Raw genomic sequence first — 14,395 nt, forward strand, 5'->3', positions numbered from 1 at the left:
GGTCAGCGGGCTTGCGCGATGTGCGACGCAAGGTCTTCGAAGCCTTGCGCGAGCGTGCTCGCATCGGCGGGAAGCGCGGCGTCGCCGAGCGCGACAAGCGCGGCATCGAGGCGATCGAGGGTGCGGCCATCGGCGAGCGAGGCCATGTCCGAAGCGAGCGCACCGGCGAGGGCGCCAAGGCCGCGTTCGAGCTCCAGCGTCTGCAACGGCGTCGCGCCGAGCTGGCCGCCGAGCGCCTCGGCCCAATCGCCGATCGGGTAGGGCTGGCCAGCGATGCCCGGCCCTTGCGCAGCGGCTTGCAGGAACTGGTCGCCCAGCCGGCCGAGCACCTCGAACGCGACCGCCTTGGCTGTAGCCCCCACCAGCGCGCCGGACGAAGCGATGCCGGTCGCGGCGATGGGGTTGATGGCGGAGAGGGAAAGGCGCTCGATGCTCATGGTCGGTATCCGTTGGTTCGACCAGGATAAGAGCACAGCCGCAGCGGCAGCGCGCTCCGCGATCCGATTAGGCGGCTAGTCGGATCGATTAGAGAGCCTATCCAGTTCCTCCCCGAGCTCGTCTCGGGGAGGGGGACCGCCCCGCACTGCGGGGTGGTGGAGGGGCAATCGCGCAACGCAGGCGGCAAGAACCCCGGTTATCGCGCCCTCCAAGTCGCCAAGCACATCCCGCGCCGCGATCCGCAAGGTTGCGATTCCGGCGCGCGCAAACCACGCGTCGCGAGCAGCGTCGCGTTGCGGGCGATCGCCATAGTCATGCGCACCACCGTCCACCTCTATCGCCAGCCTCGCATCCGCGCAGTAGAAGTCGAGGATATAGGCCCCGCTGGGATGCTGCCGACGGAACTTCAGCCCCTGAGGACGCTTGCGTAGTTCCTGCCAGAGCAGCACTTCAGGGAGCGACAGGGTCCTGCGGTGTTTTCGCGCTTTCGGGATCGCGCCGCAATGCGGCTTCGGCGCCTGGTCCTTCAGCATCGCTCGATTTCCCCCTCCACCACCCGCTACGCGTGCGGTCCCCCTCCCCGAGACAAGCTCGGGGAGGATCAGAAGGAGGACCGCTCAGCCGGCGGAGAGTCAGTACCCGTTCTGCTCGCAGAGCCGCAGCATGCGGCCAAGATCGGGAAGGTCGCGCCCTTCAGCCGCCCAGCCGCGGATACGTCTGCACGAAGAACGTGCCTGCGCGCGCGACTGCGAGGTGCCGCTGGTGGCGACCCGGCTGCGCGCGCGGGGACGGGAGGAGGCACGCGATCCTTCGCGGCCGGCTTCGGCGATGGCGCTGCCCATGGCTTCGGACTGGATCATCGAGCCCCAGTCCACTTGCGCGGACGCGGGGGTGAACGGAGCCGTGGTCACGAGGGCGGCTGCTGCGAGCAATGGGATGGTGCGCATCGATCGATCTCCAGCGCTGAGGCGCGGACCGCGTCGTCGGGCCGCTTCATCGGGAGCTTATCACCACGAATTGTCGCGGCTTTGTGAACCTAGGCCGAGTGTGTCGTCGCGCAGCAATTCGTCAAGCGGAGAGGGGGTTCCGATCAGGCGGTCGAGCGTTCCTTCGCGACGAGTGGAGGGCGAAGGCCGCCCCGCATCGCGCACGACGTCACCCGAATCGTGCACCTGCTGCACGGCACGGTCGCTGTCCGCCGCGTGCGGGCTCATGTTCGTGACCCCGACACCGAGGTTCACGACCGGGACGTTGACGCCGAGATAGAACAGCATGGGTCTTCCTCCAGTTGCAATGGCAGCATGGCCGCTTCGCCGGGCGCCAGCCATAATCGCTTCGACTATGCGGCCATGGCTGCGGGCCGGTCAGCCCTTCTTGCGGAAGCCGGCCTCGGTGAGCTCGATCGTCGTCGGGTCCATCGTAAAGATGCGCACGCCGCCCTTGCGGGCAAGCTGGGCCGCGCGCGCGGCGGTGGCCTCGTCGCCCTTCTGCACTGCCGTCTCATGCACGCCGGACATCGCCATGCCCTGGACGACCAGCATCTCGCCGAATTCCTGCCGCAGCGCATCGGTGGCAAGCTGGTCCGCCACGCCGGCATAGGCATTCGCGGCCTGGCGGCGGACGCCCGCGACCTGGGCTCGCGTGAACATCTCGCGATAGTCGTTCGCCACGCCCCATTGCGCCAGCATGTAGAACGCGAAGGCATCGACGGCATCGTTCGCGCGCAGTCCCATCGATGGCGCCATGCTTCCATACCGCTTCACCGCCTCGCCCGAGAGGACGAGCTTGCGCATATCCGCGCCCGCGGCCGCATCCTGCTTGGCGGCAGCATCGCCCATGATCTGCGCGAGCTTCTGCCGCACGGCGGGGCTGGGCGTATATCGGCCAGATACCTCGGCCATGGCCGGAGTTGTACCGGGCCCGGTCTGCGCCGCGAAACTTTGGGCAAGACCCGACATCAGCGAGGTACCCGTGCTGCCAGCCGGACGGTGTGCGCGCGATCCGCCGCCGCGTGATGCGTCTTCGATGGCGCTGTTCATCGCCTCGGTCTGGATCATGCCGCTCCAGTCTACCTGGGCATGGGCCGAACTCACGCCGGCGACAATCGACGCGCCCAGCATCAGGATCTTGAAGGCTTTGGTCACTGTCTGTCCTCCTTGGTGAAAACGCGAGAAGCCGCCCCGGGGGTGATCCCCGGAGCGGCGTTCCCTTGGCTTTGCAGCGGTTACTGCTTGCGAGCACCCGAAGCGAGCGCTTCGCCGATGGCCTTGATGACCGTGTTGGCCGAGCTGAAGAACTGCGAGAATTCCTGCGACTTCGCGCCGAACAGCAGGTTCTGCGACGACTTGTTCTCGCCTTCGCCCAGCGTGCGGCTCAGATCCTCGAGCTCGCCGGCGAGCTTGTCGGAGGTTTCGCCAAGCGTGGCGGCGAGCGCCATCAGCCAGCTCTGGCCGCCGGTCGCACGGGCTTCCTTGGCGTCCTTGCCTTCGGCCAGCGAGGTAGCGGCCTCGTTGACGTAGTCGGCGAGCTGACGCTCCACGTCGCCCTTCTCGGTCGGCGAGGCGCCGTAGAAGTCACCGAGCTGATCGACGGCTTCGGTCAGGTTGAGCTTGGCGCCCTGCGCATCGCCGATCGAGCCGGCGAACACGCCCTGGGCAAGGTCGATGGTCGACTGGGGCAGACCCAGCTTCTCGCCGACCGATTGGAGAATCTGCTGGCCGACGCTCGAGGCGAGCTGCGTCAGGAGCTGCGAGGCGATGCCGCCCAGCGGGCCGAGCGCGGTGGTGGCGAGGATGCTGATCGGGTTGAAGCCGCCGATGCCGAACATAACTGTGTCTCCTTGGCGATTGCGAACCCTGGATCTCACCAGAGGTTCTTTGAGAAAACGAGCCGACGTCCGAACAGGGGGGCGACATCGACAACGACTGTATGGCGCATCCCGAATTCCGCCGCCCTCACCGATCCGACTAGCGGCCTAGTCGGATCGCTTAGGGAGGAGGGCATCATGTCAGCGGGTGGAAGAGCAGGCCGGCGAGCGCGTTCAGTTCGCGCACCCCATCGAGCTGCAGCTTGCCGCACATGTTGTTCAGGTGGACGCGGACGGTGTTCTCGCTGATCGCCAGCAAGGTCGCGATGTCGGCATTGGCGCGGCCCCAGCCGAGGAACCGCAGCACCGCGACCTCTGTCTTCGTCAGCGATCCGATCGTGCCGGAGTGGCGCGCGGGGATGCGCGAGCGCGGGATGCGGAACTCGCCCAGCACCTGCTCCTCGCCCGCGGCCTCGTCGGCCTTGCGCAGCAGCCGCATCAGTTCACGGACGCGGGCCTCGTCCTCGGGCATCTCGCCTGGCGTGTCTGAAGTCATCGTGCGAGCGCTCCAATGACGCGGCGCACGATCGTGTCGCGAGACGCGAGTTCCTGCACCACGGCCTGCGCGAATAGCGGCAGCAGCATGACCAGCAGCAGCGTCGCCGCCCAATTCTTGATCGAGAGCGAGAGCGAGAACACGTTCAGCTGCTGGGCGAAGCGGTTGAGCAGTCCCAGCCCCGCGTCGATGACATAGAGGAACACCAGCACCGGCGCCGAGAACAGCGCGATCAGCGCCATCAGGCGACCGAACTCGTTCTCGAAAACGGCAAGGCCGCGAGCGTCGAGGCTGGGCCAGTCGGCGGTCATCGGCCAGATCGCGAAGCTTTCCATCACCGTTCCGACAAGCAGGATGATGCCGCCCGCCGCGGCGAAGATGACATTGGCGAGACGGCCGAGCAGCGCGCCGTTGAGCGAGGTCATGTTGCCGCCCAGCGGCTCGAGAACCTGGCCGATTGTTGCACCGATCTTGGCGTCGATCACTTCGCCCGCCGCCTCCATGGCCCACAGGATGGTGCCGAAGAAGAAGCCGATCACCAGCCCCGTGGCCGCTTCCTTGAGCAGCAGCCTCGCCCAGCCGAATGCGCCCAGTGCGGCGGGGTCGATCGGCGGGTGCGAGTAATAGACCAGCCCGCCCAGCACCAGGATCACGCTGTTGCGCACCATCGCCGGGATCGTCTGTTGCGCAAAGATCGGCACCAGCACGAAGGCCGCGCCGAACCGCGCCGAGCACAGCGCGATCAGCAGCGCGCCGTCCATCCAGGATCCGGTCTGCTCCACCTCAGCGATGCACCATCGCCGGGAAGCCGGTGAAGATCCGGTCCGTGTACTGGTAGAGACTGCCGCCTACCAGCGAGGCGGTGACGAACAGCGTCGCCACGATCGCAAAAAATTTGAGCGTGAACTGCAGCGTCTGCTCCTGCAACTGCGTCGCCGCCTGCACCACCGCCACCAGCAGGCCGACGGCGGATGCGGCGATGATCGGTGGCGCGGAGAGCAGCAGCACCAGCCACAAGGCCTCGGTGGTGATGCCGACGATGTCCTGGTTCATGGGGCGGTCCTCATGTTGCTCGGCTTCATTCTGGTTCCCGCTTCGTCATCCCCGCGGAGGCCGGGATCCATCTCCTGACCTCGCGTCAAAGGGACCACCTGGAGATGGATTCCCGCGTTCGCGGGAATGACGAAAAAGGGATGTGCGAGACGCCACGTGTGCTGCGGATCACGTATAACTCAGCACCAACCCGTGACTGAGCTTCACCCAACCATCCACCAGCACGAACAACAGCAGCTTGAACGGCAGCGATATCGTCACGGGACTGAGCATCATCATGCCCATCGCCAGCAGGATGTTCGATATGACCAGGTCGATTACCAGGAACGGCAGGAAGATCAGGAACCCGATCTGAAAGGCGACGGTCAGCTCGCGGACCACGAAGGCCGGGATCACCACCACGAAGTCGTTGGCCGAAGCTGCCGGCGTGCCCGATTTCGCCGCCACCTTGGCCTGCACGCGTTGCAGGAACTGGCGCTCGTCCGGGTCGCTGTGGTCGACCAGGAACTTGCGCAAGGGTTCCTTGGCGCGGTCGGCGGAGGTGAAAAGCTCCGCGGTCTGCGCCGGAATGCCTTGCGCGCCTGAAGCCGCCTGCATCTGCTGCACGGTGGGGTACATGACATAAAGCGACAGGATCAGCGCCAGCCCGTTGAGGACGATGTTGGGCGGGACCTGCTGCAGGCCCAGGGCATTGCGCACCAGGCTGAGCACGACGACGATCTTGGTGAAGGAGGTCACCATCACCGCGAAGAACGGCGCCAGCGCCAGCAGGATGACGACGACGAGGGCGGAACCGGGGGAGAAGCTGGCAAGATCCATCGCGTCAGCCCTCCTCGGGTCCGATGAGCACGCCGTAGCCCGGCCCCACGTTCACCAGCGTGCCGCGCGCGATCGTGCGCCCTCCGGCGACGACGCGAACCGGGATCGGTCCCTCGCTGGCGTCGAGCGGCAGGACGGCGCCTTCACGCAGCGCTTGCAAGCGATTGAGCGGCACGTGCATGGTTTCGAGCTCCAGCGTCAGCGCGACGCTGAAGCCGCTGTCCTGGCCAGGGCGGACTGAGGTTTGGGCCTCGCCGGGACTGGTTTCGGGCGAGGTGTCGGGCGCGTGCTCCGCTGCCTCGCGGGGATCGCTGATGAACGCATCGGTCATGGCTTACTCCTGGATGGAGAGTGGGGTGAAGCGGCGCGCGGCCGGTTCGAACAGGCCGGCGATCGCTGGCCGATCGAGAAAGCGGATGGCGCCCGTGAGCGGCGCTTCGCCAAGCAGCAGGACGTCCCCCTCCGCCAGCTGCGCCGCTTCCATTGGCGCGAGGCGCGGCCCCGAAAGCGTGAGCTGCGCGGAGATGGGCACGTCCTCGATCAGCTGCGGCGCGAGCGGCGCCGGTGTCACGATCAGGCGCATGTCGCGCGGAATGGCGAGATGGATGCGATCGCTTGCGTCGCCTGTCTCCACGCATAGCCAGAGCGAGCCTGCCCCGGGTGAACCGTCGCCGATAGTCTCGGGCTCGAGTTCAACGTCCAGCGCCCATTCGATGGCGCGCAGCAGGGGCTCGGCCGCTTCCAGGCACTCGGCTGCGCGCACGCCATCGTCGGCGCGCAGATGGAGCGGCTGGCCCCCCAGGCGCTCGATCGCGAAGGCCAGTGCGTCGCGGCAGGTAAACCAGCTCACCCGAGGGGGCAGGGTGCGTATGGTGGCGCAAAGCAGGGCGCCGCCCGCTTCGATCCCGTTCAGCGCGGCGAGGAGGTCGCTGCGAAGCTGCGCCTCGGCAGGCTCCAAGTAGGGCAGCCCGGTGAGCGCGCTCATGCCGGATCTCCCGGATAGGGCCGCAGCGGCGGGCGCATGTCGCGCGCAACGGGTGCATCGTCGGGCCATCGCGCAAGCAGGGTGATCGAGCCGCTGGTGACGCCCACCAGCATGACCTCGCCTTGCGCTTCGATCAGCGCGACACGCTCGTTCTGGCCGAGCGGCATGGCGCGCAAGAAGCGGATCGGCTCGCCGCCTTCCTCGCCGCGCGACTGGAACTTGTCCTGCCAGGTGCGCAGCAGCTTGATCGCACCCCAGGCCAGCGCCAGCACCAGGACCAGCGCGAAGACGACCGCCAGCAAGCTGGAGAATACCGCGCCGAAGCTCATGTCCCGTTCTCCGTCATGCCCTGTTCTCCATCATTCCGCGTCCTCCCGTTCGCGCGGCGCCTTGCCGTCGCGTGCTTGCTTCGCCCACAGGATGATTTCGGCGATCGCGTCGAAGTGTTCCTGCGGCACCAGTTCGTTCACGCCCGAGGTCGACCAGATCGTCCGAGCCAGCGGCACGTTGCGCACGATCGGCACGCCTTCCTCTTCCGCCCGCGCCCGCATCGCGGCAGCGAGCGGGCCTTCGCCCTTGGCCGCGATCACCGGCACCGGGCACTCGGCCGGATCGTAGTCGAGCGCGATGGCGAGGTGGGTCGGGTTGGTCAGCAGCACGTTGGCGGTTCCCGCTGCGGCAACCGCGTTCTGGTTCGCCCACTCCTCATGCATCTGCTTACGCTGACCCTTGAGCATCGGGTCGCCCTCGTTGTCCTTGTGCTCCTGGCGGATGTCGCGTCGGCTCATCATCAGCTTCTTGATGAAGCGCTGCTGCGTCCACACGCGGTCCGCGAAGGCGACGAGCAGAAACACGCCGAAGGTGCCCGCGATCAGCTGCATCGTCAGCGACTGCATGAGGTCGAACGAGGCGGCGGCAACGGAGGGCCCGATGGATGTCAGCGGGCTCCACCCGGCCGCGCCCAGGATCTCGGCATACCTGTCCATGGCCCCGGCCATGACCACGCCGGTGATGGCTAAAATCAGCAGGGCCTTGAACAGCGTCTTCAGCAGCTCGAACAAGTTGTCGAGGCTGAACATCTTCTGGATGCCGGCGACCGGGTTCAGCTTGTCGAGGCCCGGCTTCAGCTTCTCGGTCGTCAGCATCGCGCCGACCTGGAAGAACTCGCCCGCCAGGCCCACGAGCGCGGCGGGGATCAGCGTGAGCGCGCCGGCGAGCAGCACCAGCCACAGGCCGCTCCAGCCCAGCGCCGTCGCGGTGCTCTCGAACGAGCCCTGGGTCGCGCCGGTCAGCGCGTCCTGCAGGTATCCCGCGATCCGCCCGCCGATGAAGCCGGTGCCGGCGAGCGCCAGCACGAACCACGCGACCATGCCGATCGCGCTGGACAAGTCCTTGGATTTGGCGACGTCGCCCTTCTTGCGGGCGTCCAGCAGCCGCTTGGCTGTCGGCTTCTCCGTCTTGTCACCACCATCATTCTTCTCGGCCATTCCAGACTCCAGAGCCGGCAGGATGCCGACGCAGAAATGGCGATGAGGACGTTGCGAGCGTCACCAACATGGGATGGTGAGCGGCGCCAGTAGAAGGAGCGGGCGACTCCGAATGCGGCCTTTATAAGGTTGCGGAGACATATCAAGTCAAGTGTCAATAATCGGTTCGATGATTCTTCGTCGGATTGTGCACGAATGCACACTTAAGGGCCGTAAGTGGATAGATTTCCGACACAATCCTTTCGCTAAACTGACATGGTTCCTGTCGTTTCGCCAACTCGTCGCATCAAACGGCTCGTCTTGTCGCTAAGATGTTTCCAGGCGGCAACAGTCACGACAGACCTCGGCTCGTCGCAAATATCCCGGCGACACAATAATCAGAAAACATCCATGGCAATGAAGACGCAGTAGAAGGTCGGGCGACCTGTCTAGGTGGGTACTTGTGATTGTACGGAGGGTATAGGATGCGTGCTCAGCCACGTTTGACTGGTTCAACAAGGCTTATGGCTGGTTCGATATTCTGCGTCGCCACCATGGCACCGTCAGGATATGCGAAAGATGACGATCGTCAGCCTGCGCGTATCGCCTGTCCGGTCGACGTGCAGATGCGTGTCGGCAATCCGAACACATTGCAGCGATTTGAGTCTTTAAGCGACTGTACTGCCTATGTCGTTCCGACGACGGGGACAACAGCGTCGCAGCCTATTCCCGACAGTACGGCCGTGGTGCGCATCATCGGCGTCAAGGAGAAGTCCGGCACCGACAAGAAGGCGGGCGCCCGGACGCGCACGCCCAAGGTGTCGCAGATCAGGTCCCCTGCGGCGCGGCAGGCTTACGACCGCGAGATCCGGACCGTGGCCGCCAGCTACAAGATTGATCCCCTGTTCCTGCATGCCCTGGTCGATGCGGAGTCCGGCTATCGCCCGACCGCCCGCTCGCGGGTCGGCGCCCTGGGGCTGATGCAGATCATGCCCGCGACCGGGGCCGGGCTCGGCGTGACTACGACCGCGCTGCTCAACCCCGCGACCAATCTCGACGCGGGCGCGCGCCACCTCAAGCAGTTGCAGAAGCGCTATGGCCAGAACTTCGACCTGATCCTGAGTGCCTACAACGCCGGCGCCGGCGCGGTGCAGCGCTACGGCAACAGGATCCCGCCCTTCGCCGAGACGCAGGCCTACGTGGTCAAGGTCATGAACCGCTACACGTCGCTGCGCTCGGCACGCACCGGCCTTCCACTGGCCGGCATCCAGATGGCGGCCGGCCGTTGAAGCTGCGAGCGGCCCTGTCCGGCCTGCCGGCGGCGGGTGCGTTGCGCTTCGCCGACGTGATGCTCGTCGGCGTGGTGATGGCGGTGGTCGGCCTGCTGATCCTGCCGCTGCCCACGCTGGTGCTCGACATCCTCATCGCCATCAACATCACGCTGGGCGTGCTGCTGCTGCTGAGCACGCTCTATGTCGCCAAGCCTCTCGACTTCTCGACATTCCCCACTGTGCTGCTGTTGAGCACGCTGTTCCGCTTGTCGCTGTCGATCGCCACCACGCGCATGATCCTGACGCAGGCCGAGGCAGGGCACATCGTCCACCAGTTCGGCATGATGGTGGCTGGCGGTAACCTGATCGTCGGGCTGGTGGTGTTCCTCATCATCACCGTGGTGCAGTTCATCGTCATTTCCAAGGGCGCCGAGCGCGTCGCCGAAGTGGCAGCCCGGTTCAGCCTCGACGCCATGCCCGGCAAGCAGCTTTCGATCGACAGTGACTTGCGCTCCGGCCTGATCGGCAAGGACGAGGCCCGGTCGCGCCGCCGTACGCTGGAGCTGGAAAGCAAGCTTCACGGCAGCCTCGATGGCGCGATGAAGTTCGTGAAGGGCGATGCCATCGCCTCGATCATCATCGTTCTGGTCAACCTGATCGGCGGCCTGGGCATGGGTGTCCTTTCGCACGGCATGTCCGCCGGCGAGGCGATCGAGACCTATTCGATCCTGACCATCGGCGACGGCCTGGTGGCGCAGCTGCCGGCGCTGCTCGCAGCGATGGCGGCCGGTCTGCTGGTCACCCGCACGACCGACGAGGAGAACGATCGCGATCTGGCGCCGGCGATCGCGCGCCAGATCGCCAGCAAGCCGCGGGTCCTGTTCACCGCAGCGGGACTTTGCACGCTGATCGGCTTCATCCCGGGCTTCCCGACCCTGGTGTTCCTGGGCATAGCCGCCGCGCTCGGCTTCAGCGGCGCCCTGCGCACGCCTGTCAGCAAAGCCTGGATCGATGGCAAGTTCGCGCGCTTCGATACCCGCATCGAGGCCGTGCCCGAGCGGGTGGCGATCGCGCCCGAGCCGCTCGGCCCGGTGCGTCCGCTGGTAATCGAGATCGCGCGCCATCCGCTGCCGGCAGATGAGATGCACCGCCTGCGCACCGCCGTCGGCGCCATGCTGCAGCGCCTGCAGCACCGCATCGGCCTGCCGTTGCCGGCCGCCGAGATCGTCCACGTGCCTTCGCAGGACAGCGCGAGCGTCTGGGCGCTCTACCTCTACGACGCGCCGGCCGGCTCCGGACGCATCGACGGCGACGATCTGGAGCACGCGGTGTGCGAGCCCGTCGAGGCGATCCTGCGGCGCAACTTGGGGCAGTTCCTCGGGCTGCAGGAAGTCACCGCGATGCTCAACGCGCTGGGCGTCGACTATCCCGATGTCGTCAAGGAAGCGGTGCGCGCGGTCTCCGCCGCGAAGATCGCCGAAGTGCTTCGTCTTCTTGCCGAGGAGGAAGTGTCCTTGCGCAACATGCGCGACGTGCTCGAAGCCATCGCCGAGGCCGGCCAGTCAGATCGCAACGCGCTGCCGATCGCCGACCGCACTCGCCTGGCGATGAAGCGCTACCTGAGTCCGCCGCTCTGCGTGAACGGACGGATGAAGGTGCTGATCATCGGCCTGACCCTCGAACACTTCCTGCGCGACAACGTGCGCCAGCTCGACGGTATCGGCCGCCTGGCGATGAACCCGGAGCATGCCCGCACGCTGATCGACATGATCCGGCGCGAAGTGAACACCAGCCACGCGCGCGCCGTCGTGGTGGCGCAGGATTTGCGGCGGCCGCTGCGCCGCCTGCTGGGCCCGGACTTGTTCGAAGTGCCCGTGCTCTCGTTCAACGAACTATCGCCTTCGATCCCGCTCGATGTCGTCGGGCAGCTCGATCGAACCCCCTTAGCCGTGGAGGATGAATCGCGAATGGAAGCTGCCGAATGACGCTTGCCCACATCCGTTCCGCCCTGGCCGCGACGGCAACCGTCGCCGCCGTGATGGCCCCGCAAACCGGGTTCGCCGCCGAGCCCCCGTTTTCCGCCGCGAACGTCAATCTCGTTGCGCGCGACCAGGAGATCGGCGAATTCCTCAACCGGTTCTTCGCGGCGGCCGGCGTGCCGGTCAACGTCGATCCCGGAGTGCGCGGCAAGATCAATGGCCAGTTCTCCGGCTCCCCGGCCGAGACCTGGCGCAAGCTGACGGAGGCGTTCAACCTTGTCGGCTATTTCGATGGCTCGGTCGTCACCGTCTACGCCGCGTCGCAAGTGCAGAGCCGGCCGATCACCGTCCCTACCGGCCGTGCCGCCGACGTGATCGCCAATGCCCGGCGCGCCGGTCTCGACGACGCGCACAACAACAGTCGCGCCACGAGTTCCGAGATGATCATGGCCACGGGGGTGCCGCGCTACCTCGACCAGGTGCAGCAGCTTGCCGGCGCCATCCAGCGGCCGAGCGGATCGCCGCTGCGCAATGCCGCGATCTCGCCCACGCCGATGCGCGCGCCCGGACGCGCAGAGTACGAGCCGCCGGCGATCGAGCCCTACGAGCTTCGGGTGTTCTACCTGCGCTATGCCCGCGCGGACGATACGCCGCTCAACGCCGGCGGACGTGAGATCCGCGTGCCCGGCGTCGGTGCCACGCTCTCGCGCATCATGGGTGACGGCGGGCCGGTCGCGGGCGGTGTTGCTGCCGGATACGGCGACAAGGTCGTCCGCCAGTCGCAGCCGCGCTTGCTGGGTCGAGGCCTCGACGCCGTGGCGCCCAATCCCAACCAGGCGACGCCCTATGACGACGAGTACCTCGGCCTGCCGCCGGTCGCCGCGGCCGCGCCGATCGTCGATGCGCCCAAGGCGACGGGCGGCGGCCCGCGCATTGCCATCGATCCTTCGCTCAACGCCATCGTCGTGCGCGACCGGCCCGAGAACATGTCCGCTTACGAGGGCCTGGTCCAGGCGCTCGACGTCAGGCCGCAGATCGTCGAACTGGAAGCCACGATCATCGACATCAACGTCGACAAGCTGCGCGAGATCGGGATCAACTGGCGCTTGCAGAGCGAGGGCTTCAGCTCGCTGTTCGGCAGCGACATCGTGCGCCGAACCGGCGTGCCCAACACCGACATCCTCAACAACGGCGCGATCAATCGCGGGCTGTCGCTGGGCGGGATCATCGGCTCCAACAACGAGTTCATCGGCCGCATCCAGGCGCTGGCGGAGAAGGGCGCCGCCCGCATCGTCTCGCGCCCGCAGCTGGTCACGCTGTCCAACGTGGAAGCGGTGTTCGACCGCACCCGGACCTTCTACGTGCGCGTGGCGGGCGACCGCCAGGTGGACTTGTTCAACGTGACCGCCGGCACGGTGCTCCGGGTCAACCCGCATGTGCTGAACGACGATGGCAAGGTGCGGATGCGCATGGTCATTGGCGTCGAGGATGGCTCGGTCACCAACAATGAGGTGGACGACATTCCGGTCGTCGATCGCTCCAGCGTCAACACCCAGACCCTGATCAACGAAGGCGAAGGCGTGCTGCTGGGCGGCATGACAGTGAACGCGGACTACGATTCCGAAAGCGGCATCCCGTTCCTCAAGGACATTCCGGTGGTCGGCAATCTGTTCAAGTCGCAGAGCAAGCGCCGCCAGCACATCGAGCGCCTGTTCCTGATCACGCCGCGTCTGGTCCGGCTGGACGATGCGGCAAGCCCGGCCTCGGCCAGTGGCGTCAACTTCGGGGTCGAGCGCGCAACCAGCGCGCCCAAGAACGCCCGCCCGTCCGGAGTGCAGTGATGGCCACGCTGGCTGCCGAGAAGTTCGCCTTCCAGGAACCCGTCGCGCCGGCCCGCACGGCCCATGTTCTGCGGATCGTCGACGGCCGCCTCGCGGGCAAGGAATTCTCGCTCGAGGCCGGACAGCGCGTCTGCATCGGCCATGCGCTCGCCAACGACGTCGTCCTGCGCGGCTCGGGCACGCGCAACACGGTGGTCGAGCTGCGCTTGCAGGGCGATGTGGCGCATTTGCGCGTGCTGGGCGGCAGTGCCGAACTGCTCGGCCGCTCGCTGGCGGAGGGAGATGACGCGCAGCTTCCCGCATACCTGCCATTCCGGATCGGCGAGTTCGTCCTTGCGCACGGAGCCAGCGGATCGGCGCGGTGGGACGGCGCGGTGCAAGTCGCCGCCTCGCCGTGCCTCACGCCGGTTTCGCCGCTGCCGGCACCGAACCTGGGCGACCGCCTGGTGCGGGTCGGGCGCGAACAGATCGCCGCGCTGCAGGGTCGCTTCGATACCACCCGGCTGGCGATCGTCGCCGTGTCGGTCGTGCTTTTGGGCGGGGCCGCGCTGACACTCAGCCAGTCGATCACCGCCAGTCGCACCGATCCGGTCGGTTTCGAGGAGCGGCTCGCGGCCGAGAACCTTCCCGACCTCAAGGTCACCCGCAACGCCGCCGGCGGCCTGATCGTCAGCGGCGTGGTGGCCGGCGAGGCGCAGATGACGAAGCTCCAGGCGCTTGTCGCCGATGCCGGGGTTCCGGTCGCGCTCGACGTCACGCCCACCGCCGCGCTTGCCGCCGCCGTCTCCGACGTTCTCGAGGCGCAAGGCGTGCCCGGCAAGGCGGAGCCGATGCCAGGCGATACCCATGGTGTGCTGGTGGCAGCGCCCTTCATGCCGCAGGACCGTCAGCAGGACTTGCGCGAGGTGCTCCAGCGCGACGTGCCCGGGCTCACCCACGTGACCTTCCGGATCGACGACAGCCGCGGCGGCAATCCGCTGCAGGCGTTCTTCGGCACCGGCGCGACCGGCATCGCCACACTGGTCGAGAACCCCGCGCACATCGTCACCGCCGATGGCACCCGGTGGTTCCCGGGCGCGGTGCTGCCCACCGGCCATCGGTTGGTCTCGGTCGGCGCGGACACGGTCCGCCTCGAAAAGGACGGCCGCATGGAGGACGTCCACCTCTGATTTCCGCCAGCC

Annotated in this window: 18 protein-coding genes; 4 read left to right on the forward strand and 14 right to left on the reverse strand. The window is 66.9% G+C overall.

The features are described 5' to 3' along the window. Window positions 1-2: 2 nt before the first annotated feature. The 14 genes from HNO88_RS10550 to HNO88_RS10615 form a co-directional block, all read right to left on the reverse strand. Complete coding sequence (locus tag HNO88_RS10550) at window positions 3-437, reverse strand: hypothetical protein (protein WP_184244878.1); 435 nt, start codon at window positions 435-437, stop codon at window positions 3-5. Window positions 438-512: 75 nt separating this feature from the next. Further along, window positions 513-971 (reverse strand): endonuclease domain-containing protein, encoded by a 459-nt coding sequence (locus HNO88_RS10555; RefSeq protein ID WP_184244880.1) that lies wholly within the window; start codon window positions 969-971, stop codon window positions 513-515. 99 nt (window positions 972-1,070) lie between these two features. Further along, window positions 1,071-1,385, reverse strand: coding sequence for a hypothetical protein (locus HNO88_RS10560; RefSeq protein WP_184244881.1), 315 nt, complete (start codon window positions 1,383-1,385; stop codon window positions 1,071-1,073). A gap of 60 nt (window positions 1,386-1,445) precedes the next feature. Then, window positions 1,446-1,712, reverse strand: coding sequence for a hypothetical protein (locus tag HNO88_RS10565; protein ID WP_184244883.1), 267 nt, complete (start codon window positions 1,710-1,712; stop codon window positions 1,446-1,448). 90 nt (window positions 1,713-1,802) lie between these two features. Continuing rightward, the gene (locus HNO88_RS10570) at window positions 1,803-2,582 is read right to left on the reverse strand and encodes a DUF6683 family protein (RefSeq protein ID WP_184244885.1); all 780 of its coding nucleotides are present in this window, start codon (window positions 2,580-2,582) and stop codon (window positions 1,803-1,805) included. A gap of 80 nt (window positions 2,583-2,662) precedes the next feature. Next, the gene (locus HNO88_RS10575; RefSeq protein WP_184244887.1) at window positions 2,663-3,265 is read right to left on the reverse strand and encodes a hypothetical protein; all 603 of its coding nucleotides are present in this window, start codon (window positions 3,263-3,265) and stop codon (window positions 2,663-2,665) included. A gap of 175 nt (window positions 3,266-3,440) precedes the next feature. Next, window positions 3,441-3,800, reverse strand: a complete 360-nt coding sequence (locus tag HNO88_RS10580) for a helix-turn-helix transcriptional regulator (protein ID WP_184244894.1) — start codon at window positions 3,798-3,800, stop codon at window positions 3,441-3,443. Further along, the gene (gene sctT / locus HNO88_RS10585; protein ID WP_312857051.1) at window positions 3,797-4,582 is read right to left on the reverse strand and encodes a type III secretion system export apparatus subunit SctT; all 786 of its coding nucleotides are present in this window, start codon (window positions 4,580-4,582) and stop codon (window positions 3,797-3,799) included. The genes HNO88_RS10580 and sctT overlap by 4 nt, the downstream gene beginning before the upstream one ends. 1 nt (window position 4,583) lies before the next feature. Then, window positions 4,584-4,853 (reverse strand): type III secretion system export apparatus subunit SctS, encoded by a 270-nt coding sequence (gene sctS / locus HNO88_RS10590; protein WP_184244896.1) that lies wholly within the window; start codon window positions 4,851-4,853, stop codon window positions 4,584-4,586. A gap of 168 nt (window positions 4,854-5,021) precedes the next feature. Next, window positions 5,022-5,672 (reverse strand): type III secretion system export apparatus subunit SctR, encoded by a 651-nt coding sequence (sctR, locus tag HNO88_RS10595; protein WP_184244898.1) that lies wholly within the window; start codon window positions 5,670-5,672, stop codon window positions 5,022-5,024. Window positions 5,673-5,676: 4 nt separating this feature from the next. Then, window positions 5,677-6,003: a FliM/FliN family flagellar motor switch protein gene (locus HNO88_RS10600; RefSeq protein ID WP_184244900.1), complete on the reverse strand. Its 327-nt coding sequence runs from the start codon at window positions 6,001-6,003 to the stop codon at window positions 5,677-5,679. Window positions 6,004-6,006: 3 nt separating this feature from the next. Continuing rightward, a complete protein-coding gene (locus HNO88_RS10605) occupies window positions 6,007-6,657 on the reverse strand; it encodes a hypothetical protein (protein ID WP_184244902.1) in 651 nt (216 codons plus the stop codon). Beyond that, window positions 6,654-6,986, reverse strand: coding sequence for a FliO/MopB family protein (locus HNO88_RS10610; RefSeq protein WP_184244904.1), 333 nt, complete (start codon window positions 6,984-6,986; stop codon window positions 6,654-6,656). Before HNO88_RS10610 ends, HNO88_RS10605 begins: the two co-directional genes overlap by 4 nt. A gap of 30 nt (window positions 6,987-7,016) precedes the next feature. Beyond that, window positions 7,017-8,144, reverse strand: a complete 1,128-nt coding sequence (locus HNO88_RS10615; protein WP_184244906.1) for an EscU/YscU/HrcU family type III secretion system export apparatus switch protein — start codon at window positions 8,142-8,144, stop codon at window positions 7,017-7,019. A gap of 722 nt (window positions 8,145-8,866) precedes the next feature. Here HNO88_RS10615 and HNO88_RS10620 point away from each other — a divergent pair. The 4 genes from HNO88_RS10620 to HNO88_RS10635 are packed head-to-tail and all read left to right on the forward strand — an operon-like array spanning window position 8,867 to window position 14,383. Further along, the gene (locus HNO88_RS10620) at window positions 8,867-9,412 is read left to right on the forward strand and encodes a lytic transglycosylase domain-containing protein (protein ID WP_184244908.1); all 546 of its coding nucleotides are present in this window, start codon (window positions 8,867-8,869) and stop codon (window positions 9,410-9,412) included. Next, window positions 9,409-11,379 (forward strand): flagellar biosynthesis protein FlhA, encoded by a 1,971-nt coding sequence (locus HNO88_RS10625; protein ID WP_246381546.1) that lies wholly within the window; start codon window positions 9,409-9,411, stop codon window positions 11,377-11,379. Before HNO88_RS10620 ends, HNO88_RS10625 begins: the two co-directional genes overlap by 4 nt. Next, entirely contained in the window at window positions 11,376-13,214 is a 1,839-nt protein-coding gene (sctC, locus tag HNO88_RS10630) for a type III secretion system outer membrane ring subunit SctC (protein ID WP_184244910.1), read from the forward strand. The genes HNO88_RS10625 and sctC overlap by 4 nt, the downstream gene beginning before the upstream one ends. Next, complete coding sequence (locus HNO88_RS10635) at window positions 13,214-14,383, forward strand: SctD/MshK family protein (RefSeq protein WP_184244912.1); 1,170 nt, start codon at window positions 13,214-13,216, stop codon at window positions 14,381-14,383. The genes sctC and HNO88_RS10635 overlap by 1 nt, the downstream gene beginning before the upstream one ends. The last annotated feature ends 12 nt before the right edge of the window (window positions 14,384-14,395 follow it).

It is taken from the genome of Novosphingobium chloroacetimidivorans, from assembly GCF_014204535.1.
In the GTDB taxonomy this organism is placed as follows: domain Bacteria; phylum Pseudomonadota; class Alphaproteobacteria; order Sphingomonadales; family Sphingomonadaceae; genus Novosphingobium; species Novosphingobium chloroacetimidivorans.

Coding starts and splice junctions, on each gene's coding strand:
- HNO88_RS10550 (WP_184244878.1), bottom strand. CDS start 437: ATGAGCATCGAGCGCCTTTCCCTCTCCGCCATCAACCCCATCGCCGCG.
- HNO88_RS10555 (WP_184244880.1), bottom strand. CDS start 971: ATGCTGAAGGACCAGGCGCCGAAGCCGCATTGCGGCGCGATCCCGAAA.
- HNO88_RS10560 (WP_184244881.1), bottom strand. CDS start 1,385: ATGCGCACCATCCCATTGCTCGCAGCAGCCGCCCTCGTGACCACGGCT.
- HNO88_RS10565 (WP_184244883.1), bottom strand. CDS start 1,712: ATGCTGTTCTATCTCGGCGTCAACGTCCCGGTCGTGAACCTCGGTGTC.
- HNO88_RS10575 (WP_184244887.1), bottom strand. CDS start 3,265: ATGTTCGGCATCGGCGGCTTCAACCCGATCAGCATCCTCGCCACCACC.
- HNO88_RS10580 (WP_184244894.1), bottom strand. CDS start 3,800: ATGACTTCAGACACGCCAGGCGAGATGCCCGAGGACGAGGCCCGCGTC.
- sctS (WP_184244896.1), bottom strand. CDS start 4,853: ATGAACCAGGACATCGTCGGCATCACCACCGAGGCCTTGTGGCTGGTG.
- sctR (WP_184244898.1), bottom strand. CDS start 5,672: ATGGATCTTGCCAGCTTCTCCCCCGGTTCCGCCCTCGTCGTCGTCATC.
- HNO88_RS10600 (WP_184244900.1), bottom strand. CDS start 6,003: ATGACCGATGCGTTCATCAGCGATCCCCGCGAGGCAGCGGAGCACGCG.
- HNO88_RS10605 (WP_184244902.1), bottom strand. CDS start 6,657: ATGAGCGCGCTCACCGGGCTGCCCTACTTGGAGCCTGCCGAGGCGCAG.
- HNO88_RS10610 (WP_184244904.1), bottom strand. CDS start 6,986: ATGAGCTTCGGCGCGGTATTCTCCAGCTTGCTGGCGGTCGTCTTCGCG.
- HNO88_RS10615 (WP_184244906.1), bottom strand. CDS start 8,144: ATGGCCGAGAAGAATGATGGTGGTGACAAGACGGAGAAGCCGACAGCC.
- sctC (WP_184244910.1), top strand. CDS start 11,376: ATGACGCTTGCCCACATCCGTTCCGCCCTGGCCGCGACGGCAACCGTC.
- HNO88_RS10635 (WP_184244912.1), top strand. CDS start 13,214: ATGGCCACGCTGGCTGCCGAGAAGTTCGCCTTCCAGGAACCCGTCGCG.